Source organism: Microbacterium suaedae, assembly GCF_003254645.1.
Lineage (GTDB): Bacteria > Actinomycetota > Actinomycetes > Actinomycetales > Microbacteriaceae > Microbacterium > Microbacterium suaedae.
On sequence record NZ_PNFD01000001.1, the window covers coordinates 1,359,487 to 1,382,404 of the forward strand.

Annotated in this window: 18 protein-coding genes and 1 CRISPR repeat array; of the genes, 13 read left to right on the forward strand and 5 right to left on the reverse strand. The window is 68.6% G+C overall.

The genetic code is table 11. The features are described 5' to 3' along the window. Nucleotides 1-31: 31 nt before the first annotated feature. The 9 genes from C0012_RS06045 to C0012_RS06085 all read left to right on the forward strand — a co-directional run bounded on the left by C0012_RS06045 (nucleotide 32) and on the right by C0012_RS06085 (nucleotide 9,559). Nucleotides 32-1,543, forward strand: a complete 1,512-nt coding sequence (locus tag C0012_RS06045) for a sugar ABC transporter ATP-binding protein (protein WP_110590186.1) — start codon at nucleotides 32-34, stop codon at nucleotides 1,541-1,543. Beyond that, complete coding sequence (locus tag C0012_RS06050) at nucleotides 1,540-2,583, forward strand: ABC transporter permease (RefSeq protein ID WP_110590187.1); 1,044 nt, start codon at nucleotides 1,540-1,542, stop codon at nucleotides 2,581-2,583. The genes C0012_RS06045 and C0012_RS06050 overlap by 4 nt, the downstream gene beginning before the upstream one ends. After that, the gene (locus C0012_RS06055) at nucleotides 2,580-3,689 is read left to right on the forward strand and encodes an ABC transporter permease (RefSeq protein WP_110590188.1); all 1,110 of its coding nucleotides are present in this window, start codon (nucleotides 2,580-2,582) and stop codon (nucleotides 3,687-3,689) included. The genes C0012_RS06050 and C0012_RS06055 overlap by 4 nt, the downstream gene beginning before the upstream one ends. Continuing rightward, nucleotides 3,686-4,687 (forward strand): dihydroxyacetone kinase subunit DhaK, encoded by a 1,002-nt coding sequence (locus C0012_RS06060; RefSeq protein WP_110590189.1) that lies wholly within the window; start codon nucleotides 3,686-3,688, stop codon nucleotides 4,685-4,687. Before C0012_RS06055 ends, C0012_RS06060 begins: the two co-directional genes overlap by 4 nt. 34 nt (nucleotides 4,688-4,721) lie before the next feature. Beyond that, on the forward strand, nucleotides 4,722-5,336 hold the full coding sequence (locus tag C0012_RS06065; RefSeq protein WP_110590190.1) for a DAK2 domain-containing protein: 615 nt from the start codon (nucleotides 4,722-4,724) through the stop codon (nucleotides 5,334-5,336). 407 nt (nucleotides 5,337-5,743) lie between these two features. After that, nucleotides 5,744-6,682: an ABC transporter substrate-binding protein gene (locus C0012_RS06070; protein ID WP_110590191.1), complete on the forward strand. Its 939-nt coding sequence runs from the start codon at nucleotides 5,744-5,746 to the stop codon at nucleotides 6,680-6,682. Between the two features lie 8 nt (nucleotides 6,683-6,690). After that, complete coding sequence (locus C0012_RS06075) at nucleotides 6,691-7,728, forward strand: iron chelate uptake ABC transporter family permease subunit (protein WP_110590192.1); 1,038 nt, start codon at nucleotides 6,691-6,693, stop codon at nucleotides 7,726-7,728. Then, nucleotides 7,725-8,768 (forward strand): FecCD family ABC transporter permease, encoded by a 1,044-nt coding sequence (locus C0012_RS06080; protein ID WP_110590193.1) that lies wholly within the window; start codon nucleotides 7,725-7,727, stop codon nucleotides 8,766-8,768. Before C0012_RS06075 ends, C0012_RS06080 begins: the two co-directional genes overlap by 4 nt. After that, nucleotides 8,765-9,559 (forward strand): ABC transporter ATP-binding protein, encoded by a 795-nt coding sequence (locus C0012_RS06085; RefSeq protein WP_110590194.1) that lies wholly within the window; start codon nucleotides 8,765-8,767, stop codon nucleotides 9,557-9,559. Before C0012_RS06080 ends, C0012_RS06085 begins: the two co-directional genes overlap by 4 nt. Before the next feature lie 74 nt (nucleotides 9,560-9,633). On the opposite strand, the gene C0012_RS06090 is transcribed toward C0012_RS06085, so the two are convergent. Together C0012_RS06090 and C0012_RS06095 are read right to left on the reverse strand one after the other, a co-directional pair. Continuing rightward, a complete protein-coding gene (locus C0012_RS06090; RefSeq protein WP_110590195.1) occupies nucleotides 9,634-11,016 on the reverse strand; it encodes an MFS transporter in 1,383 nt (460 codons plus the stop codon). Between the two features lie 45 nt (nucleotides 11,017-11,061). Further along, a complete protein-coding gene (locus C0012_RS06095) occupies nucleotides 11,062-12,099 on the reverse strand; it encodes an MBL fold metallo-hydrolase (RefSeq protein WP_110590196.1) in 1,038 nt (345 codons plus the stop codon). Nucleotides 12,100-12,193: 94 nt separating this feature from the next. Between C0012_RS06095 and C0012_RS06100 the strand changes: the two genes are divergently transcribed. Beyond that, nucleotides 12,194-13,123 (forward strand): LysR family transcriptional regulator, encoded by a 930-nt coding sequence (locus tag C0012_RS06100; protein WP_110590197.1) that lies wholly within the window; start codon nucleotides 12,194-12,196, stop codon nucleotides 13,121-13,123. Between the two features lie 30 nt (nucleotides 13,124-13,153). Here C0012_RS06100 and C0012_RS06105 read toward each other — a convergent pair whose 3' ends face one another. The 3 genes from C0012_RS06105 to C0012_RS06115 form a co-directional block, all read right to left on the reverse strand. Next, nucleotides 13,154-13,942 carry a hypothetical protein gene (locus tag C0012_RS06105; RefSeq protein WP_110590198.1) on the reverse strand — a complete coding sequence of 263 codons (789 nt, stop codon included), beginning with the start codon at nucleotides 13,940-13,942 and terminating at the stop codon, nucleotides 13,154-13,156. Between the two features lie 220 nt (nucleotides 13,943-14,162). Next, nucleotides 14,163-14,738 (reverse strand): RES domain-containing protein, encoded by a 576-nt coding sequence (locus C0012_RS06110; RefSeq protein WP_110590199.1) that lies wholly within the window; start codon nucleotides 14,736-14,738, stop codon nucleotides 14,163-14,165. After that, a complete protein-coding gene (locus C0012_RS06115; RefSeq protein WP_110590200.1) occupies nucleotides 14,738-15,184 on the reverse strand; it encodes an antitoxin Xre/MbcA/ParS toxin-binding domain-containing protein in 447 nt (148 codons plus the stop codon). The genes C0012_RS06110 and C0012_RS06115 overlap by 1 nt, the downstream gene beginning before the upstream one ends. A gap of 558 nt (nucleotides 15,185-15,742) precedes the next feature. Further along, nucleotides 15,743-17,175: a CRISPR direct-repeat array (repeat unit 29 nt; unit sequence GGGATCACCCCCGCGCGAGCGGGGAGCAC). Between the two features lie 627 nt (nucleotides 17,176-17,802). Here C0012_RS06115 and cas3 point away from each other — a divergent pair. The 3 genes from cas3 to casB are packed head-to-tail and all read left to right on the forward strand — an operon-like array spanning nucleotide 17,803 to nucleotide 22,915. Further along, entirely contained in the window at nucleotides 17,803-20,658 is a 2,856-nt protein-coding gene (cas3, locus tag C0012_RS06125; protein WP_110590202.1) for a CRISPR-associated helicase Cas3', read from the forward strand. Continuing rightward, on the forward strand, nucleotides 20,658-22,307 hold the full coding sequence (casA, locus tag C0012_RS06130; protein ID WP_110590203.1) for a type I-E CRISPR-associated protein Cse1/CasA: 1,650 nt from the start codon (nucleotides 20,658-20,660) through the stop codon (nucleotides 22,305-22,307). The genes cas3 and casA overlap by 1 nt, the downstream gene beginning before the upstream one ends. After that, the gene (gene casB / locus C0012_RS06135) at nucleotides 22,304-22,915 is read left to right on the forward strand and encodes a type I-E CRISPR-associated protein Cse2/CasB (protein ID WP_110590204.1); all 612 of its coding nucleotides are present in this window, start codon (nucleotides 22,304-22,306) and stop codon (nucleotides 22,913-22,915) included. The genes casA and casB overlap by 4 nt, the downstream gene beginning before the upstream one ends. The last annotated feature ends 3 nt before the right edge of the window (nucleotides 22,916-22,918 follow it).

The following is a 22,918-nucleotide window of genomic DNA, read 5'->3' on the forward strand; positions in this document are numbered from 1 at the left end:
CGCGGCCGGGGACCGCGGAGAAAGGTTTTCGATGACGAACGAACGTTCCACGACCGTGGCCCCCGTACTCTCGGCCCAGGGCATCTCCAAACGCTACGGCGGGGTGCAAGCACTAGATGATGTGTCCATCGACTTCCTGCCGGGCGAGGTGCACTGCATCGCGGGCGAGAACGGCTGCGGGAAGTCGACGCTCATCAAGGTGATCTCCGGCGCCGAGCGCGCCGACAGCGGCACGATCACCGTCGATGAAGTCTCGCACGCCCGCATGAGCACAACCTCCGCCATCACCAGCGGGATCCAGGTGATCTACCAGGACTTCTCGCTGTTCCCGAACCTCACTGTGGCGGAGAACATCGTCATCACGTCGCACGTGGCAGCGGGTCGCCGACTCAACCGGCCAAGCACCGCCCGCCCGCGAGCCCGCGCCATCGTCGATGACCTCGGCATCGACCTCGATCTCGACGCCGAGCTGGGCAGGCTCTCGGTCGCCGACCGCCAGCTGACGGCGATCTGCCGCGCCCTCGTGAACGACGCGCGCGTCATCATCATGGACGAGCCGACGACCGCGCTCACGCACACCGAGGTCGACCGCCTGTTCGCCATCGTCGAGCGACTGCGCGCGCGAGACGTGGCCCTCGTCTTCGTATCCCACAAGCTCGAGGAGGTACTCGCAATCTCGCAGCGGCTCACGATCATGCGCTCCGGCCGGGTCACCGCGAGCGCGCCGACGAGCACCTACACTCGTGCATCGATCGCCGAGAGCATGACGGGTCAGGAGATCGACGAGTCCCGGATCGTCCAGGCGGTACCCGAGGACAGCCCCGTGCGCCTGCGTGTGGATAATCTGACGCTACCCGGCGCTTTCCACGACGTCTCGTTCTCCGTCCGTTCCGGGGAGATCCTCGGGATCACGGGCCTGCTGGGCTCGGGCCGGACCGAGATCGCCGAGTCGATCTTCGGCGTGCACCCGGCGCAGTCCGGGGAGATCGCTGTGGACGGAGCCCGCGTCGTCATCGCAGGCATTCCCGACGCGGTGTCGGCCGGCCTCGCGTACGTACCGGAGGACCGCCTGACGCAGGGTCTCTTCCTGGAGAAGTCGATCTCCGACAACATCATCGCCTCCTCGTTCGCACGCTTCCGCTCTCCGCGCCTCACGCTGGACGGCGCGCGGATCGCGAAGACCGTGAATCGACTGTTCGACGCCCTGAAGATCAAGGCGCCGAATGCCGACGCCCCGGTGCGATCGCTCTCGGGCGGAAACGCGCAGCGCGTCGTCATCGCCAAATGGTTGGCCACAGAACCGAAGGTGCTCATCCTCAATGGCCCCACGGTGGGCGTCGACGTCGGATCAAAGGCTCAACTGCTCGGCCTGCTGCGGGAGCAGGCGGATGCAGGAATGGCGATCGTCGTGATCTCCGACGATGCTCCCGAGCTCGTCTCCTGTTGCCACCGCGTGCTCGTCGTCTCACGCGGACGGATCTCGCAGGAGCTCACCGGCGACGGCATCTCGACGGCCGCGCTTCGCGAGGGGATGGCCGCATGACGCATCTCCTTCGGAGGCTGCACGGCCCCAACAACGAGGGCGTCCTCGCGCTCGTCCTCCTCGCGGTCATCGTGGCGATGTCGATCGCGAGCCCCGCATTCTTCACCGCGAGCACCGCGTTCTCGATCCTGCGCAGCTCGACGGTCCCGATGATCTTCGCGCTCGCCGTGCTCCTCGTGATCATCTCAGGCGGCATCGACGTCTCCTTCCCCGCCATCGCGATCTTCTCGGCATACGCCGCGGTGAGCACGTTTCTGAAGATGGGCTTCGACCCCGGCGTTCCGGCCGTCTTCCTCGTCGCGATCGCGATCGGGGCGGTGCTCGGCGCCGTCAACGGCGCCGTCATCGCCCGCTTCCGATTGCCCACTCTCATCGTGACGCTCGGGACGCAGGGCCTGTTCATCGGCGCGATGTACACCTTTGTCGGCTCGACGTACTACGCGCAGCTGCCCGCGTCGATGGCCGCACTCTCGACCGTCGACGTGATCGACTTCGATTCGGGTCGGGGGCGCGCGTATCTCCACATCATGGTGCTGATCGCCATCGCGCTGACGATCGCAATCTGGTGGATGCTGCGCGGGACGATGTTCGGCCGCTCGCTCTACGCGCTCGGCGGCGACTTCGAGGCGGCTCGTCGTGCGGGATTCCGCGTCGTCCCGACGCAGATCGGACTGTACGTGCTCGTCGGTGCACTCGCGGCCATCGCCGGCGTCGTGCATATGATCATGAGCCGCAGCGCAAACCCTCAGGACCTGATTGGCGGCGAGCTCGATATCATCGCCGCCGTCGTCCTCGGCGGCGCGTCGATCTTCGGCGGCCGCGGGACGGTGCTCGGCACCGTCCTCGGCGTGCTGCTCGTGCAGACGATCAACAACAGCCTGCTACTCGCTGGCGTACCCAGCGCGTGGCTCCGCGCCGCCGTCGGAGCGCTGTTGGTGGTCGGCGTCGGGATCCAGGCCGTCGCCGCACGACGCCGCGCACGGCGAGTGCACACCATCGATGAGACCCCTGAGCCCTCGGTGAAGGAGACGTCCGCATGAACCGCACGAATACCTCCGAAACCGTGGCACTGCGTCAGGTGAACGACCAGGTCGACGGCTGGGTGCGCCGCGCGCTGCAGCGAACGGGCGGCGGACGCGGGGCGGGACGGATGGCGATCGCCCTCCTGGTCGCGTTCGCGTTCTTCGCGATCGCCGAGCCGGGAGTGTTCCTCAGCCCGATCAACCTGCAGAACCTCATGGTCGCTTCGCCGGAGATCGGAGTCATCAGCATCGCCATCATGCTCGCGATGTTGACGGGCGGAATCGACCTCTCCCTCGTGTCGATCGCGAGCCTGTCTGCAATCACCATCTCGACGGCGTTCACCGCGATCTCCACGACGGACCCCGGGCTCGCTGAGGCGATGGGCATTCCGCTGGCGCTCCTCGGCGTCGCGGTCGGGGCGCTGTGTGGCCTCGTCAACGCGATCCTCATCAGCGTCGTCGGGATCACGCCCATCCTCGCCACCCTCGGGACGATGCAGATCTTCAACGGCATCGCCATCGTGTGGACCGGGGGAACGACGCTGTACGGGGCACCGGCGGTCCTCACGACCTTCGGTCGCACCGCGATCGGGCCCGTCCCGCTGCTGTTCGTCGCGCTGCTGTTCGTCGCGGCCGTGATCGCACTGCTCGTCAATCGCACCTCGCTCGGCCGACGGATCCAGCTCCTCGGAGCCAACCCTGTGGCCGCCACGTACTCGGGCTTCCGCAGCGGCCGGATCCTTATCAGCACCTACCTGCTGGGGGGCTCGCTGGCGGGTCTCGCAGGCGTCCTCTTCCTCGCGCGCAATCCGACGGCCTCCGCCGACTACGGAGCGTCCTACGTGCTCCTCGTGATCGTCATCGCCGTGCTCGGCGGCACCCGCCATACGGGCGGCTTCGCGTCGGTCGCCGGGGTGCTCCTCGCGACGCTGACGCTGCAGGTCGTGTCGAGTGGGTTCACGGCGCTGCGCCTGTCGTCCTACGAGTACGCGATCGCACAGGGCGCCATACTCATCGGCGTGATGGTGCTGGACGCCGTCGAATGGCGCAGACCAGGGCGGAACCGACGCCCTCTGACACAGGCTCCCCGGACAGAGACACCCGGGAGAACGGAGCAGCAATGAAGAAGATCATCAACAACCCGGATGCGTTCGTCGACGAGTTTGTCGAGGGGATCCTGCTAGCGCACCCCGACAAGGTGAGGACGCCCGGCGACGACCCGCGGGTGCTAGTGCGCGCGGACGCGCCGAGCCCGGGCCGAGTCGGCATCGTCACCGGCGGAGGGTCGGGGCACCTGCCGTTGTTCAAGGGCTACGTCGGGCGCGGCCTCGCCTCGGGCGTCGCCATCGGCAACGTCTTCTCCTCGCCGTCCTCCGAACAGATCTTCGAAGCGACGAAAGCCGTGGACGGCGGCGCCGGCGTCCTCTATCTCTACGGCAACTACGGCGGCGACGTGTTCAACTTCGACCTGGCCGCCGACCTGGCCGAGATCGAGGGCATCGAGACGACGACCGTCCTCGGTCACGACGACGTGGCGAGCCAGCCCCGCGAGCGCGCAGAGGAGCGGCGCGGCGTCGCTGGCATCTTCTTCGCGTACAAGGCCGCCGGTGCGGCGGCCGAGCGCGGCGACAATCTCGCCGCGGTCGCCGCGGTGGCGGAGGACATCGGGCAGCACACGGCGACGATGGGCGTCGGCCTCGCCCCGACCATCCTGCCGACGACGGGGAAGCCGAGCTTCGAGCTCAACGACGGCGAGATGGAGATCGGCATCGGGATCCACGGCGAGCCCGGCATCCGGCGCGGTGCGCTCGAGACGGCGAACGAGATCGCCGAGCACCTGACCGAGCAGATCCTCGCCGACCTCGAGCTCGCAGACGGCGACCGCGTCGCGGTGCTCGTCAATGGTCTCGGCGCGACGCCGCTCGAGGAACTGTACGTGCTGTACCGGCGCGTGCACCAGATCCTCGCCGAGCGCGGCATCACCGTCGCCAAGCGATACGTCGGCGAATACGCGACCAGCCTGGAGATGGCCGGCGCCTCTGTCTCCGTACTCGCGCTGAACGACGAGCGCCTCGCCCTGCTCGAGGCGCCGGCCGCGTCGCCGTTCTTCTCCGAGGCCTGAGCCGCACGACACCGACCAGAGGATCACACCAACGATGAACTCATCAGAACTCCGCCTCGCCATCTCCCGCGCCGTCGAGGAGTTCCCGAAGCACGCCGACGAGCTCGGCGATCTCGACCAGAAACTGGGCGACGGAGACCTCGGGATCACCGTCTCAGCCGGCGCCGCCGCCGTGTCGGAGGCGCTGACTGCGCTACCCGACACCGCGACGCCGAGCGAAGTCGTGTTGGCCTGCGCGAAGGCGTTCGCGAACGCCAACCCGTCGACGATGGCCGCGCTCGTCGCCGGTGCGCTCCTGGCCGGCTCGAAGCGATGGAAGGACGTTGACGACGTCGACGCGGAGGGCATCGCCGACTTCGCGATGACGGCTGCCGAGTCGATCAGTTCGCGCGGCAAGTCCCAGGTCGGCGACAAGACGATCCTGGACGCGATGTTCCCGGCGGCGGAGGCGCTTCGCGAGGCCGTGCCGGAGAGCGGGCTAGACGCGGCCATCGCGGCTGCCCAGGAGGGCGTCGTCACGTCGAAGAAACTCCAGTCGAGGCGCGGGCGCGCCTCGTGGCTGCAGGAGCGCAGCATCGGCCTGCAGGATCCCGGCGCGACCGCGTTCCTGCGCTTCCTGCAGTCGTGGAAGGCCGCGAACCCGGCCTGAACTCGACGTGAGGGGCTGACGCAGAGCGTGAAGCGTCGGCCCCTCAGCTCCCCCGCCGGAACTCCGACTTGATCCCGGCGCGAAGCGCCTCGTTGATCTCTCCCTTGCACGGCTGGCGCACAACGAGCAGGCGCCATCCCCGGGACGGGGAGCCCTTCCGCGTCCTTCGCATCCGAATGTACTCACTGCGATGAGTCCAGTCCGGGCGCGTCATGCTGTCGTTGTTTCTACTGCGACGAGAGCGATTACCGGAGGTCTGGCCTGTGCGATCATGCGCGGAATTCTCCCGTCGACCCCTGACACAGGAAGACACCCGGCACCCGCGACTGGCATCGATACGCGACATGAGGTTAGGCTCAGCTAAGTAATCGCCCGACGGGCGTCCTCCCCCAACTCAGAAGGTCTCCATGTCGCATTCGGCCCTCGCACGCCTGCGCCCTGTCGGCGTCCTCGCGGCACTCGCCGCCGGCGCCCTCCTGTTCAGCGCATGTTCCTCCGACGCCTCAGACGATCCGGCGCCGTCCGAGGCCGATGGCTCGACCCACACCATCAGCCACGCCCGCGGTGAGACCGAGGTCCCCGAGGATCCGCAGCGCGTCGTCACGCTGGAGCCCGTTCAGCTCGACACATCGGTCGCGCTCGGCGTCGTCCCCGTCGGCACTTCGGTGCTCAGTGAAGAGACGGGAGTGCCCGCCTACCTCGGCGACGCCGCCGCCGACATCGAGATGGTCGGCACCGTCACCGAGCCGAGCGTCGAGCGCATCGCCGCCCTCGAGCCCGACCTCATCCTCGGCACGGAGTCGCGGCACTCGGCGCTCTACGACCAGCTCTCCGACGTCGCCCCGACGGTTTTCATGGAGACGCAGGCCGATCCGTGGCAGGACAACGTCGCCCTCGTCGCCGAGGCGCTTGGAGACGAAGCGGGCGCTGAGGAGCTTCTCGCCGACTACGAAACCCGATGCGACGAGATCGCCGAAGAGTACGACACCGCCGGGCAGACGGCGCAGCTCGTGCGCCCCCGCGACACCCGCCTCACGCTCTACGGCCCCCTCTCCTTCGCCGGAAGCACTCTCGAGTGCGCCGGATTCACAACGCCCGAGCACGACTGGGAAGACATCTCGCTCGACATCTCGCCCGAGGAGGCACGTGACGCCGAAGCCGACCTCGTGCTGGTCACGACCGTCGACGCCGACGACCCGAGCACGATGCCCGACGCGATCTCAGACAATGCCGACGCATTCGGCAGCCTGCACCTCGTCGATTTCTCGTTCTGGATCACGGGCGTCGGACCGGTCGGCGGGATGACCGTTCTCGACGACCTCGAGCGCATCCTTCAGGAGGGCTGACCCCGCGAATGGCGGGCGCGAGGTCCCTCGAGCGTCGGGCGGTCACAGGTGTGGCCGCCCGACGCTCGCGCGCGTGGACCGCCGCCCTCGCGCTCGCTCTGATCCTCGCCCTCGCGGCCTCGCTGTTCATCGGCGCCAATCCCGTTGCGCCGGCCGACATCCTCGCGGCGGTCGGGGGCAACGGATCCGATGAGGCTCGCTTCGTGGTCTGGGACCAGCGGGTCCCCCGCCTGGCCGCAGGCGTCCTCGTCGGGCTCGCGCTCGGGCTCTCTGGCGCCCTCATCCAGGCATTCACACGCAACCCGCTCGCCGATCCCGGGATCCTCGGTGTGAACGCCGGCGCCGGCTTCGCCGTCGCGCTCGGCATCGCGTTCTTCGGGATCACGGAGCCGAGCGGATACGTGTGGCTCGCGTGCATCGGGGCGCTCGTCGTGACGACGGTGGTCTACGCGCTCGGCTCGTCCGCCCGCGGTCCCGTGGATCCGATCCGGCTCACCCTCGCGGGCGTCGCGGTGGGGGCGGTCCTGTCGGGCCTGACGACCGGACTGACTCTGACCCACCCCGACGCCTTCGATCGGATGCGCGGCTGGAACGCAGGCTCCCTGCTCGAACGGGGCCCGGAGGTGCTCGCGTCGACCGCGCCGCTTCTGGGGTTCGGTGTCGTGCTCGCCCTCGCCGTCGCGCCCACCCTCAACTCGGTCGCCCTCGGCGCCGATGTCGCCCGCTCGCACGGCGTGCGCCTGGCGCGGGTGCAGATCGCGGCGGTCGCCGCCGTGACGCTCCTCGCGGGCGCCGCGACCGCCATCGCCGGGCCGATCGCATTCGTCGGGCTGATGATCCCCCACGTCGTGCGCTGGGCCGTCGGCACCGATCAACGGCGCATCTTTGCCGTCTCGATGCTCGCAGGGCCCTCGCTCGTCGTACTCGCCGACATCGTGGGCCGTGTCGCGGCGCCCGGTGAGATGCCCGCCGGCATCGTGACGGCGTTCGTCGGAGCGCCCGTTCTCATCGCGCTCGTACGCCGCCGCGGAGCGAGCACGCTATGACCGGGGTCGTTTTCGCGAATCGGCGCATCGTGCTCGGCACGGGGCCCGGACGAATCGCCGTGCCCGTACGCACGGCGATCGTGACGGCTGCGGTCTTCATCGTCGCCGTGCTTCTCGGCCTCACAGCTCTCGCGCTCGGCGACTACCCCGTGTCCCCCGCAGAAGTCGTCGGATCCTTCACGGGATCGACCGAGGGACTGGCCCGGACAGCCGTCCTCGAGTGGCGACTGCCGCGCGCCGCGAGCGCCGTCGTGTTCGGCGCGGCACTGGGCGTCGCGGGCGCCGTGTTCCAGACCTTCACGCGCAACCCCCTCGCGAGCCCCGACGTGATCGGGCTCGCGAGCGGCGCGTACACCGGGATGCTCCTCACCCTCATCGCGGGCGGCGGCTGGGCGATGCTCACACTCGGATCCCTCGGCGGGGGCTTCGCCGCGGCCGTCGCGATCCTCCTGCTCGCGTCGCGCGACGGCCTGCAGGGGTTCCGGTTCATCGTCGTCGGCATCGGCGTCTCGGCGATGCTGGCCGCGTTCAACACCTGGCTGCTGCTGCGCGCAGAGCTCGAGACCGCACTCTTCGCCGCGGCGTGGGGTGCGGGAAGCCTCAACAACGTCACGGAGGACACCGGCTGGCCCGCGGTCTGGGTCCTCCTCGTCCTACTGGCGGCGGTGCCCTTCGTCTCGCGCGGGTTGCGTCAGCTCGATCTCGGGGACGACGCCGCCCGCGCGACGGGCGCGCACACGACGCGGGTCCGCTGGGTCGCCGTCGCTCTCGCCGTCGCGCTCGTGAGCGTGACGACGGCGGTCGCCGGCCCCGTCTCGTTCATCGCCCTCGCCGCCCCGCAGATCGCCCGCCGCCTCACCGGCACCGCCGGGATCCCCCTCAGCGCATCCGCCGCGACCGGTGCGGCGCTGCTCATCGCCTCGGACATCGTCGCGCAGCACGTGATCCCCCTCACCGTCCCCGTCGGCGTCGTGACCGTCGTCGTGGGCGGCGGGTACCTCATCTGGCTGCTCGCCCACGAGATCAGGAAGACTGCATGACCGACACCGCCACCGTCGATCTCGCCGTCGAGGATGCCACGCTGCAGTACGACCAGCGCGTCATCAGCGAGAACCTCGGTTTCCACGTGCCGCCGGGCTCGTTCACCGTCATCATCGGACCGAATGCATGCGGCAAGTCGACGCTTCTGCGCGCGCTCGCGGGTCTGCTGCGCCCCGCATCGGGGCAGGTCGTGCTCGATGGATCCGACATCGCACGCCTCGCGCCGAAGCACATCGCGCGCCGCATCGGCCTGCTGCCGCAATCGGCCTCGGCCCCCGACGGGATCACGGTCGCCGAGCTCGTCGCGCGCGGGCGCTTTGCCCACCAGCGCCTCCTGCGCCAGTGGTCTCCTGCCGACGAGATCGCCGTCGCGGAGGCCCTCGACGAGACGGGCGTGCGCGAACTCAGCGCGCGCCGCGTCGACGAACTCTCGGGCGGCCAGCGGCAGCGGGTGTGGATCGCGATGGTGCTCGCGCAGGAGACGCCGATGGTGCTGCTCGACGAGCCCACGACGTTCCTCGACGTCGCCCACCAGATGGAGGTGCTCGGCCTGCTGCACCGGCTCAACGTCTCGGGCCGCACCGTCGTCGCGGTGCTGCACGACCTCAACCAGGCCGCGCGCTACGCGAGCCACATCGTCGCGATGTCGGGCGGGCGGATCGTCGCGCAGGGCGCACCTGCCGAGACGATCACGTCCGAGCTCGTGCACGACGTGTTCTCACTGCCGAACGTCGTCATCCCGGATCCGGTGACGGGGACGCCGCTCGTCGTTCCGCAGGACCTTCGATAGGGCGCTCCCGAGTGCGAACCCGCCCTGTTGACGCAGACGGAGGGCGTGTCCGCACTCGGGAGCTGGAGCGTGCGTCAGGCGCGCGAGGAAGCGACCTCCGATGACGCCGCCTCGTAGCTCCGCCCGTCGAGTTCGTGGAGGTCGAGCCGGGAGCGATCCCGGCCGGTCGCCAGGCCGATCAGGCTGACCGCGGCGAAGCCGATCCAGAGCAGCGCGACGAGCCAGAGCTCGCCACCGCCGATGCCGGCGAGCGAGGTCGCGATCATCGGAGTGAAGCCCGCACCCGCGGTCGCGGCGAACTGATAGGCCACCGATGTCCCCGAGTTGCGTACCGAAGTCGGGAACTGCTCCCCCGCGTATGCGCCGTAGGGCCCCGCCGAGAATCCCTGCACGACCGACAGTCCGAGGAAGACCGCGAAGAAGAACAGAACGATGCTGTCGGTCTGCAGCATCATCATGATCGGGAACGCCAGGGTGATCCCGAGCAGGTTGCCGAACATGAGGATCCGCCGCCGGCCGTATCGGTCGGACATCCGCGAAGCGATGATGATGAAGACGATCGTCGTGACGGCGGCGCAGGCCTTGAGGACGAGCACGAGGCTCGACGCGTGCGACGCCTGCTGCACGACGTAGGCGACGGCCCACGCGCCCATGAGGCCCTGCGCCGCCTGTCCGGAGATCCCGACGGTGAATGCCCGCAGCAGCGGCCGCCAGTGGTCCCGGACGAGCTCGATGAGGGGCGTCCGATGCGCAGCAGGCGCCTGGCGCGCGGCCTCCTGGAACACCTTCGACTCGTTGACGCGTCGCCGGATGAAGACGACGATGAGCATGAACACGGCCGACAGCACGAACGGGACGCGCCAACCCCATGCGAGGAACTGCTCGTCGGGCATCGTGGCCATCCCGGCGAGGATCAGCGTGCCGACGAGAGTGCCGGTCGGCGCGCCCATGTACGAGAAGGCGGCGGCGAAGCCGCGCGATCGCTTCTTCGCGTTCTCGAATCCGACGAGTGTCGCTCCTCCCCATTCCCCGCCCACGGCGATGCCCTGGATCACGCGGAGGGTGACGAGCAGGATCGGTGCCCAGACACCGATCTGGGCGTTCGTCGGAAGCAACCCGATCAGGGTGGACGTGATGCCCATGATGAGCACGGTCGACATGAGCACGGCCTTGCGACCGATCTTGTCGCCGAGGTGCCCGAAGATGATCCCGCCGAGAGGACGGGCGACGTACCCGGCGGCAAGGGTGCCGAACGACAGCACGAGGGCGGTGGTGGGATCGAGGCCTGCGAAGAACACCCTGTTGAACACGATCCCGGCTGCCGTGGCGTAGAGGATGAAGTCGTAGTACTCGAGGGCGGTTCCGAGCAGGCTGGACATGAGGATCCGCCGCATCTGGCGGTCGGACGCGGCGTACTCGGTGTCGACCGCCTGGGTCCGGGGTGATTCGGTCGTCATCATTGACTCCTGTGGATGCTGACCGGCTGCGCCGGTCGGGTGGGGTTAGGCGAGCACGCGGGGAGCGGGCTCCTCCGTTCGGGAGACGACGAGCGTCTCGAGATCCTGAGGGATCGACAGCGGACCCTCGAAGGTCGTCTTCGCGTCGTGCCAGACCTCGGGGTGGACGTACGACGGCACGAGGTGGTGAAGAGCAAGGTGCGCTGCACCCGCCCGGGTTGCGATCCTCCCGGCGTCTGCGGGCGTCGTGTGCGATCGGCGATGGTGGTCCAGAGTCGCCTGAAGCATCTCGGTGTCGGAGTACTGCGCGGCGAGGTTGTCGAGGTCGATGGCCTCGTGAAGCAGGAGGTCGGTCCCGCTCGCGAGCCGAACAAGATTCTCGCAGGGCGCAGTGTCGCCAGAGATCGTCACGGATCCGTGGGCGCTGTCGATGCGGTAGGCGAACGCGGGCGCCATCGGGTGGTGCGAGACGAGCGTCGCCGTGACCGTGACGAGATCGTCGCGGAAGACCTCGATCGGCGCCATCTCGGGCGCGACGGCGTGGTCCGGATCGAACCCGCAATCCGACGGGAGCGCGATCTCCCGCACCGCGAAGGTGTCGCGCGGGCTCTTGGCCAGCGAGTCGAAGATCCGATCGTTGATGTCGGTGGCGTACGCGGCGAGGAGACCGTCCATGAGCCCGGCCACGCCCGGAGTCGGGCGCTGCGGCGCAACGACCTCGGGCGAGGACGTCGCCCGCGGGGAAAGCGGCGTGAGGCGGCCGCGGTCGCCCGGGCCGACGATCGGGATGGGCCCGCCGACCTTGCTCTTGAGCTCGAAGGCGCCGAACAGCACGAGGCTCGGCAGATCGACGAGGTGGTCGGAGTGCATGTGGGTCAGGAAGATCCCGCCCAGATCGACCATGCTGAGGCCCACTGCCTTGGCCTGATGGCCGGCGCCGTCGCCGCAGTCGACGAGGTACCAGCGATCGCCGACGACGATCGCCGTGGCGATGCCGAACCTCGGGGCGCCGAGGTGGTCGGCCCACCATCGAGGCCCACCGGCCGTTCCGAGCGTGACGACGCGCATGGGCGAATCGGTCATGAGGCGACGCTGCTTTCTGACATGCCGTCGATGATTCGCGGATCGCCGCCATTTGTCCATCTAAAAGAACTGAGGACTGCTGTTAACTGGACTAATGGCCGAGATCACACTGCGACAGCTCGAGTACTTCGTGGCGATCGCCGACTCGGGATCGCTGACGGCCGCGGCCGAGCGATGCCGGGTGACACAGGCGGCGGTGAGCATCGCGCTCGGACAGCTCGAGCGAGGCATCGGGACGCGTCTCGTCATCCGGCACCCTGGCCACGGGATCGCCCTCACCACGGAGGGCGTCGCGGTTGCCGCCCACGCGAGGAGCGTGCTCGAGGAAGTCGACAAGGTCTCGTCGATCGTGTCGGAGGTACGCGGACGCCTGAGCGGGCGCCTGTCGATCGGCGTCTACCGCACGCTCTCGATGCACACCATCCCCGCGCTGATCGACTGGTTCGGCACCCGTCATCCCGAAGTCGAACTGGACTTCGTCGAAGGATCGGGATCGCACGTGCAGAACGAGATGCTCGCGGGCCGCGTACACGTCTGCGTCATGTACCGCGCCCAGCTCGGGTCGGCCTGCGACGCGACGACGCTTCGATCCGCGCGCCGCCTCGCCGTCATGAGCCCCGAACACCCGCTTGCAGACAAACCCGACCTGACCCTCCGAGGCCTCGCCGCCCACCCCGCCATCTTCCTCGACGAAGAGCCGGCACTGCAGCGCACCCTCGCCGCGTTCGCCGCCGAGGGAGTCGAGCCGCTGGTGCCGTGGCGGAGCTCCAGCGTGCAGACAATCCACAACGTCGTCGGCCGCGGATCCGCCTACTCCCTGCTCATGCAGACGACCTCTCGCAGCCCCGAGGGCCACCCGCTCGTCTTCCGCGACCTGCCCGGCTCCCCCTTCGACAACCCGGTGGTCGCGGCGCTCCCGCGCGGCGTCACACCCACCGCCCTCGTGAGCGAGGCTCTGTCCGCGATCCGCGACTACTGGGCAGCGACGGACGCGATGCTCACGTCCGGGCGGTCGTCACCGTAGCCGCGGGCGAGGCCCGAGGCGCCAGATCTCTCATCCCTCGGCAGCTGGATCCGGGATGTCGACCGCGCCGCCCCACTCGAGGAAGGTGTTGCTCGTGGTCACGCTGACGCCCCCGTACGTGCCCGTTCCCACGAAGTACGCGCCGAGGTAGTCGGGCGTCAGCCAGAGCTCGACGTCGCTCAGCTCAACGCCCCCGAGATCCAGAGGATCGTCGGGGGTGAGCCGCCAGGCGCTCTCGGCAACCGAGTCGTCGGCGGGCACGGGAAGATCGTCGTCGAGGGTCCACGTCGGCGCGGTGGCGAAGAGTCCGGCGAGCACCTCGGGCGATCCGGCCACGCGCACAAGCTCGACGATCGTCGTCGCCTGCTGCACGAGCGGATCCCCGGAGGACGGATCTGACTTCACCCAGCCGGTCTCGGGCGCGTAGAGCCACCCGTCGTCGCCACGTACGACCACACGCTGCTCCCCTTCGATGCTCATCGCGAACTCGGGATCCCACTCGAACTCGACGATCGACGACGTGCCGTCGCTGGAGTCGACGCGGTGCACACCGCTTCCCGCGGCCAGCATCGCCGCCGCCATGCAGTCGCCGAGCTGCTGGCCCGAGACCTGAGTGTCGGAGGCGAGCAGGAGGTCATCGCACTCCGGTGGCGCGTCCGCCGGAACGGGCGAATCCGCTGGCGCCGGTGAGGCGCTCGCCGACTCGACGGGCGGGGTGACACCGTCCCCAGTGCCCTCGGGTGATCCCCCGTCGCAGGCTGCGAGGGTCGCGGCGAACAGGGCGACCGCGATCGCAGCGGCCGGTCGAAGCGTTCTCATGGGAGCATCTTGGCACCACCGTGGTCGTTCCCACGCCACTGCGCGCTCCCGAGTGCGGCCCCGCCCCTCTTCGATGCCGAAAGGGCGTGTCCGCGCTCGGGAACGGCCGCGTGGCGCGGGTCAGCGCACGTACGACGGGAGACGTGACCACGATCCAAGCGAGAGACGACGGCGGCCCACGTCAACAGCCCCGCCCCTCCGGAGGTCGGGGTTGTTGTTTCTACCGCTTGCGGACTCGGCGGATCGACCCGGCCGCCGAAACGACCGCGAGTTGGTCGATGTCGAGGTCTTCAACCTCGACCAGGGTCAGCGGGGCCCGACGGGATGCCGTCGCCCACAGTGCGAACACGCGCCAAGAAGGGTCGTAGTACGACCACCAGGAGACGCCGTCCCATCGCGGTTCGCCGTCGTCACGACGGGCCTCGAAGAGACTCGCGGCACGTCGCTGCGTTGCAGCCCGTGTGCGGACGACGACATCGCTCGGTCGCATGGTGATGTCGACGAGATTCTGAGCATTGTCGAAGTCGAACAGCGATGCGTCGTCCGAGAGTTCGAAGGTCGCCAAGGCGCGCCGCATGTTCGGGTAGTCCGTCGAGAACATCTCTGGGCGCCAGGTCTCGAGCATGCCGAACGTCTCGCCGACAGCCGCTTCGGGCGTCGCCGCGACGTACCACGCATCGTAAAGATCCGGATTGTCCCACCGGCTCGCCCCCTGAGGTCGGTGCAGATACGACGCGTGTCCCGGATCGCCCTCGCCAGCATGCGGGTCGAAGAAGAACACCCGATACGCCTGCATCAGGCGTATCCACCTGCCCACGCTGCTTCCAGTGCTTCGATGACGGGTGTCGCCCCCTCGAGTCGGATGACATCGACCGGCCGCGCCCCGCCCAGGTGACCGTTGTGCCCGTAGAGCCAGTCGCGTACGACCTGTTCGCTTCCCCACAGCAGCTGGGCACGCTCGAGGACGTAGTTGAGGTCGACGAGAGCACGCTCGTTGACGGCGCTCGGCCGCTCCTCACCGGAGATCCATCGCGTCGGCTGCGACGCCGAGACGCCGAGCGCCTCGGCGAGACGTGCCTTCGTGCCCAGGACGCTCTCGGCGATCTCCGCCCGCCCGGCTGGCTGAAGGCCTGTCGCCCGCCCCCTCGAGTTGACCGTGACGTACCCCACATCACTCGGCTTGCTGGTGGCGTGCTGCAGATTCTTCCGTGCCGCGTCCTTCTTCGCCTTCTGCTGCGCCATGCCCCCCATTCTACCCCCAATTCTGAGATTGGGAGCGGGTCGTGCCCGCCCAATGGCCGCCTATGAACCGCACGCACACATCGCGCGGTGACGCGGATCTCAGCATTGGCGCACGTCCGTATCCTCCTCCGAAGCTCCGGGGTCTCTGTCCAGGAGACTGGCGCAGGATGACCGCGGCGTGGCCACGGCATGGCCACGAATGGCCGTCGGTGCGCCCGAGAACTCGCAGTGCAGCGACTCCACCCCCGACCCGTGGCCAACATCCGGCCACCTCGGGGGTCAACTTCTCAGTCTGGCCACAGGCGGTCCAGACCAAGGCCACTGGGTGGCCGGCTGTCGGTCGCTCGCGCGGACGATGGCCCGGCCTCCGTCCGGCCGTGCCCCCCCCACGCGAGCGGGACACCCGTCCTCGCCGTCACAGAGCGGGCTTTCGTTGGGATCACCCCGCGCGAGCGGGGAGCACTCGCTGTACTCGTCGTGCGATCGCTCCCCCCGTGGGATCACCCCCGGCGCGAGCGGGGAACACGGGCGCGCTGCATGACCCGCACGTTGGCGATGGGGATCACCCCCGGGCGAGCGGGGAGCACGTGGCCTTCGCCGCCGCGACCTGGAAGGCACCGGGATCACCCCCGCGCGAGCAGGGAGCACTTCTTCAACTTAAAGTTCGGGCTCCCCGAATGGGGATCACTCCCGCGCGAGCGGGGAGCACGAACTGGGGACCGCACGCCTGATCCTCGTGCAGGGATCACCCCCCGCGCGAGCGGGGAGCACCAGACATCGAGGCCCCGCCGATAGTGCGGGGCCGGATCACCCCCGCGCGAGCGGGGAGCACTTGGACCCATCGCCGCCCGAGGAGGGCCGGTCCGGATCACCCCCGCGCGAGCGGGGAGCACTGGTTCGTGCCTGCCCAGGGCGTCACGGCCCACGGATCACCCCCGCGCGAGCGGGGAGCACATGGAGGGCATCACCGAGAACGTCGCGAAGGAGGGATCACCCCCGCGCGAGCGGGGAGCACAGTCTGTCGGAATGGGCGCGGCAGGTGGCGCGCGGATCACCCCCGCGCGAGCGGGGAGCACGACGGCTTGCCGCCGAGGATCTCCTGCGCGCGCGGATCACCCCCGCGCGAGCGGGGAGCACGTAGAACGGGACGCCGTCGATCTCGTCGGGCCCGGATCACCCCCGCGCGAGCGGGGAGCACAGGGTGAGCACGCCCTGCTCGGTCGCCGGGTCGGGATCACCCCCGCGCGAGCGGGGAGCACAGCTGCCGTGCCTCTGCTGCCGTCGAATCGAGGGGATCACCCCCGCGCGAGCGGGGAGCACCTCACGGATCCGGGCGGCGAGATGCACCAGCTGGGATCACCCCCGCGCGAGCGGGGAGCACGGCCCGGTCCTGCGGTCAGTCTTGACGGGACGGGGATCACCCCCGCGCGAGCGGGGAGCACGGCCCGGTCCTGCGGTCAGTCTTGACGGGACGGGGATCACCCCCGCGCGAGCGGGGAGCACCGCGTCACCAGGCTCGTCGTGTCGACGACGCGCGGATCACCCCCGCGCGAGCGGGGAGCACCGCGTCACCAGGCTCGTCGTGTCGACGACGCGCGGATCACCCCCGCGCGAGCGGGGAGCACAACGTGTCCGACTCCATGAACATTCAGGTGCAGGGATCACCCCCGCGCGAGCGGGGAGCACAAGACGGTGCGGCAGGACGTGTCGATCAGCGTGGGATCACCCCCGCGCGAGCGGGGAGCACGCGTCCACTGCGCGTTCGAGCTCGTCGAAGTGCGGATCACCCCCGCGCGAGCGGGGAGCACATCCTCGGCGACCAGACCGGCGCGATCAAGGCCGGATCACCCCCGCGCGAGCGGGGAGCACGTCCCGCCCTGGTCCGACTCCCTCAAGACGCGGGGATCACCCCCGCGCGAGCGGGGAGCACATCCGGAGCGAGTTCGACCGTGTCACGCGCATGGGATCACCCCCGCGCGAGCGGGGAGCACGCTTCCTGATCAGGCATTCTATGCGACACCACTCCGTTCCGGATCCAGTTGGAGCTGCCACCGACACGTCATAGAACAGATGCTGGCGTCGCACGCGGAAGTCGCCGCAAACATGGCCTCCGGCGCGAGACCCGATGAACCAACATCAAGCTGCCACCACGTCCCTCCATTCAGATGCGTCTCTCCAGATGACCAATGCTGCCCAAGGATCGCGCACATCCGGGTGTGCGACCGTGAGGGAGACGCCAAGATACCTGCGGCTCACCCAGAGCTATGATGCACGAGCCGCGCACGGTTTCCCTGCCCACCCGCGGGGATGATCCAGCTAATGCTCGAGGAGTTGGAGTGCTCCCCGCATACGCGGGGTTGGTTCGCGGGCACGCGGACCGGTCTCATCGATCTCCACGTGCTCCCCGCATACGCGGGGTTGGTTCCCGGGCCCGGCGTGCGCGGCTCGCTCACCGCGTACGTCGGAACGCTAGGACAGCTCAAAAGACAGGCCGCTGCACACGTATCACTGAATGCTAAAGCTTGGGGAGTTGTTTAAGAAGAGGGTCTTGTGTCCGCCAAAGACACCCGCTACCGTAACTTCCACGACAAGCCACCTTCCACGCATGGAGTCTTGCAGTGACCACCGACGTTCGGAACCGAACCATCGATCTCGACTTCAATGGCGTCAGCGAGAGGGCGCGGTCCGCCTGGGCGAAGAGCTGGCCGATGGGCGTCCCCGATGACCAGCTCGAGGCATGGCTCCCCCTCCACCGGCACCTCGCGGACACCGCCGCAGTCGCGGCCCGGTTGTGGGACGAATGGCTGGCTCCGAACACGAAACGCGTCATCGTCGATGCGATCGGCGACGAGGAAGCGGCACGGACACTCGCGATCTGGCTCGCCGGATGTCACGACATCGGCAAGCTCTCCCCTGCCTTCTCGGTACAGGTTGCGAAGCTCGCCGACCACATGGACCGCCACGGGCTGCGCATGGATTGCTCGATTGCCGGCACCGAGCTGCGGTCCCAGCGAAGACACGAACTTGTAAGTCATCTCGCGGTTGAGGACTTCCTCAAGAAGCACCACGGTTTTCGTCCCGACCGGGCCCGCGCGATCGCCAGTCTCGTCGCCGCCCATCACGGCAAACCGCCGAGCCGGGACATGATCCAAGACGCACGACGCGAGCCGCGCTACATCGGGGACGGCAACTGGGCGCGCACACGCGAGGAGATCCTCGAGACGATCACGGGCCAGGTCACGACGCCCGCGGTGATCGCGACGTGGCGCGACGCACACCTGCCCGCACACGCTCTCGTCCCACTCAGCGCCTTCGTCGTCGTCGCCGACTGGATCGCGAGCAGCGACGCTCACTTCCCGCTCGCGGACCTCCCGTCTCCCGATGTGGATCCGGCCGGTCGCCTCGAGCACGCCTGGCGGAAACTCGATCTTCCGACGCCGTGGTCGGCAGACGCTCCTCCCGACAACCGCGATCTGTTCGCAAGAAGATTCGGCTTCCCAGATGCGCGCCCCGTACAGAAAGCCGCCATGCTGGCCGCGCGCGAATGCGAGTCGCCGTCCCTGCTAATCGTCGAGGCGGCGATGGGCACGGGGAAAACCGAAGCCGCGCTCGCGGCCGCGGAGATCCTCGCGACACGCTTCGGCCTGACGGGCGTCTTCATCGGGCTACCTACGCAAGCGACGGCGGACGGGATGTTCCCCCGCGCGCTTGACTGGGCAGACCAGCTCGGGCTTGCTACCCCGATGAACGTCTTCCTCGGCCATGGCAAAGCCCACCTCAACGAGACGTTCGACAAGCTTCGGATGACCGGACGTCTGAACTCGATCGGCGACGACTACGGACCGCGACGGGCACGCCGGTGGTCGGATCAGCGGGAATCCTCACTCGCTCACGCCTGGTTCAGCCATTCGCGCCGTGGTCCGCTCGCGGATCTCGTCGTCGGCACGATCGACCAATCCCTCCTGGCAACACTGACCAGCCGCCACAACGCCCTCCGCCACCTCGCTCTGACGGGCAAGGTGGTGGTCCTTGACGAGATCCACGCCTACGACGCGTACACGAACACCTACATCGAACAGCTCGTGCGCTGGCTCGGCGCCTACGGCGTGCCGCTGATCATGCTCTCCGCGACGCTTCCCGACGAGCGTCGACAGGCATTCCTCGACGCGTATCGCGACGGCCGTTCCCAGGACGATCAGGCAGAGCCAGCAAGCACGGCTTCCACTGAATACCCTGCGCTGACTGTTTGCGACGGTCAGCGCACGTGGGTCATCGAACCCGGTGACGATCGGCCACCGCAGACGATCGCGCTCGAACGCGCCGACGACGAACTTTCTGGTCTCCGCGACATGCTCGCCGAGGACCTCGCGGACGGCGGGTGCGCCGTCGTCATCCGAAACACTGTGCGGCGGGTACAGGAGACGGCCGCGTACCTCCGCGAGCACCTCGATATCCCGATCGTCGTCGCGCATTCCCGGTTCCTCGGCGCCGACCGTGCACGGAAGGATCGCGAGATGCTCGATCTCTTCGGTGGGGCCGAAGGCCGACCGGAGCAGATGATCCTCGTCGCGTCGCAGGTCGTCGAGCAGTCTCTCGACATCGACTTCGATCTGATGGTGACCGACCTGGCGCCCGTCGACCTCGTACTGCAGCGCGCGGGTCGCCTGCATCGTCACGACCGACAGCGCCCCGGCCGATTGCGCGATCCTCGCCTCGTCCTCACCGGGGTCGACTGGACGGCGACTCCTCCGACGGTGAACAGCGGCAGCGACAACATCTACATGACGTACCCGCTCCTGCGTACTCTCGCAGCGCTCGACGGGCGCGCCGAGATCACCCTGCCCGCCGACATCCCGCGTCTCGTCCACGAAGTGTATGCCGAGCACGACATCCATCCCGCGGAGTGGGACGCCGAAGTCTCCGCCGCGAAAACGGCATTCCTTCGCAAGCAGGACGACAAGCGTGACGCTGCCGACAGATTCTGCATCCCATCACCGAGAGAGCCTCGCCACCTCCTGGGCTGGTCACACGCTTCGGCCGGAGACCCGACGACAGACGCGGTCGCCGAGGCATCAGTTCGCGATGGGGACCCGACACTCGAAGTGCTCGTCCTGCAGCGCGTCGGTAGCGTGCTCGTAACCCCGACCTGGCTCACCGAAGGCGGCGGGCAGCAGATCCCCGAGAATGATCTGCCGTCGAATGCGCTAACGCGCACGATCCTTGGCAGCTCGCTCCGCCTCCCAGCGGCGGTCTGCCACGAACCCGAACTCGGCAGGCACATCGACCAGCTCGAACGTGACTATCCGGTGCAGGCCTGGCATCGCAGCCACGCGCTGGGCGGCGAGCTCGTCCTCGAGTTCGACGAGAAGCGCACGGCCCGGCTCGGACGTTACCTGCTGACCTACGACCGAGACGACGGCCTCGCCTATGAGACGACGACTGCCCGCCCCCAGTACAGAAACGAGGAGCGCTGATGAGCGACATCTCATCCGCACGATTCAACCTCATCGACGAGCCGTGGATCACGGCCCGGTACCGCGATGGCACCACGCGCGACGTCTCGATCCGAACGGCCTTCCACGACGCCGGCGTCATCCGCGATCTCAGTGGTGAACTCCCGACCCAATCGTTCGCGATCCTGCGCCTTCTGCTCGCGGTCGTCTCGCGCACCCTGCGCAACTCGGCGGGCAGCGATCCACGCGCCCTGTGGGAGAACGGGATCCCCGTCGACGCAATCGACGCGTATCTCGACGCATGGCACGACCGGTTCTGGCTCCTACATCCGGAGAAGCCGGTGTTCCAGGTTGCCGATCTTGCGAATGCCAAGGGCGAGATGAAGGACACCGCAGTCCTCATTTTCGACCTGCCGAGCAACAATCGCCTGTTCACGACGCGCACCGGCGCGGAGTCGCTCGCGCTCCCGTTCGCCGAGGCCGCCCGCTGGCTGGTGAACGCGCAGGCGTTCGACCCGTCCGGCATCAAGTCAGGCGATCCACGCGACCCTCGTGTCAAGGGAGGGAGGGGCTACCCGATCGGCCTCGCCTGGGCCGGACATCTGGGCGGGATAACCCTTGAGGGCGATTGCCTCGAGCGCACTCTGCTGCTGAATCTCGTCCTCCCTGGCGACGACGTCGCAGGGCTCAACCTCGACTCCGACCGCGATCTACCCGTATGGGAACTCGACACACTCGACACCCCGCTGGATCGTGAGCAGCGCCCGAGAGGGCCGGTGCAGCTGTTCGTCTGGCAGTCACGGCGGATCCGGCTCGTCGCCGAGGGCGATCGCATCACGGGATGCCTCGTCTGCAACGGAGACGCGCTCACACCACAGAACCAGTACGCGCACGAGACGATGACGGCCTGGCGCTTCAGCGACCCCCAGACGAAGAGGGCCGGGAAGACCACGTACATGCCTCGGGAACATCGTTCGGAACGGGCGTTCTGGCGCGGCATCTCCGCACTGCTCCCGCAGCGTCGTCGGCAGGACAAGCAGGGCCGTGACATCTCACTTCCCCCTGCCACGATCGCGGCGCTGAAGAACCGTCGTGAGGATGGCGTGATCCCTCCGAACGAGCGGATCGGCGTCCGCGCAACCGGTGTCATCTACGGCAGCAACAACTCCGTCGTCGCCGACGTTCTCGACGATCGGCTCACGCTCGCGAGCGCGCTCTTCGAGGAAAGCAACTCGCAGCTCGCAGGTGCGGCCGAGGAGGCGGTGCATCTCGCTGAGGAGGGTGTCCGCGCCCTCAGGCACCTCGCCCACAATCTGGCTATCGCTGCTGGTGGAGACGGAGACGGGCCAGCGAACACTTCCGAAGCGACTGCGTACGACGTCTTCGACCGACACTACCGAGACTGGGTAGAGCAGCTCGACGGAACCACAGATCCGGTCCAGGCGCTCGCGCAGTGGCGACGCACGGCGCGCGACCAGCTCCTGCGTCTCGGCGCCGAACTCGTCGCCACCGCGGGGCCCGCGGCATGGGGCGGGCGCGAGATCACCACGCGCACCGGAAGCATGCTCGTCACGACGCCGCTCGCGGAGAGCTGGTTCCGCCGCGCACTCCGCACCATATTTGGCGATACGACAGAAGAGACATCCCATACAGAGGAGAAGACCGCATGAGCAGCCTGGCAGAGCGCGCCGCGAGGACGGCGACGGTCACCGGCGCCCGCATCAGAAGCCTGCAGGGCGCATATCGACGCAATGAGAGCGGCGCCGTCGGGGACCTGGCCCGACTCCGACGGGCCGTCGGCACCGAGATCGACGACGATCTCGCGATCATGGGCATCGCGTTCGACGGATCCGACGAGGATCTATTCGACGACGTCCCGCAGGCCGACACCCCGCTTCCCGAAGAACGCGCGTTCTTTGCCTCGGTCACTCTCTACGCCCTGCACCAGCAGTCACATCACGACAAGTCGATGCACCACGGCGGCTACTCGCTCGGCCGATCGGCGCGGCTGCTGCAGCGCCGGCTCGACCGCGCCTCGACGCGCGCGCGGTTCACTGCGCTCGGCACGTCCGTGACCTGGGATGAAACGCTGCAGCACGCGCGCGGCCTCGTCCAGCAACTGCGACAGGCCGGCATCCCGCTCGACTATGCGCGATTCGCTCGCGATCTCTTCGATCTGCAGTCCGGGCGAGCCGATCGCGTCCGTCTGGGGTGGGGCCGCGACTTCTACCGCGTGACCACCTCAGACGACGACACGGCCGACACCTCGTCGGACTGATCC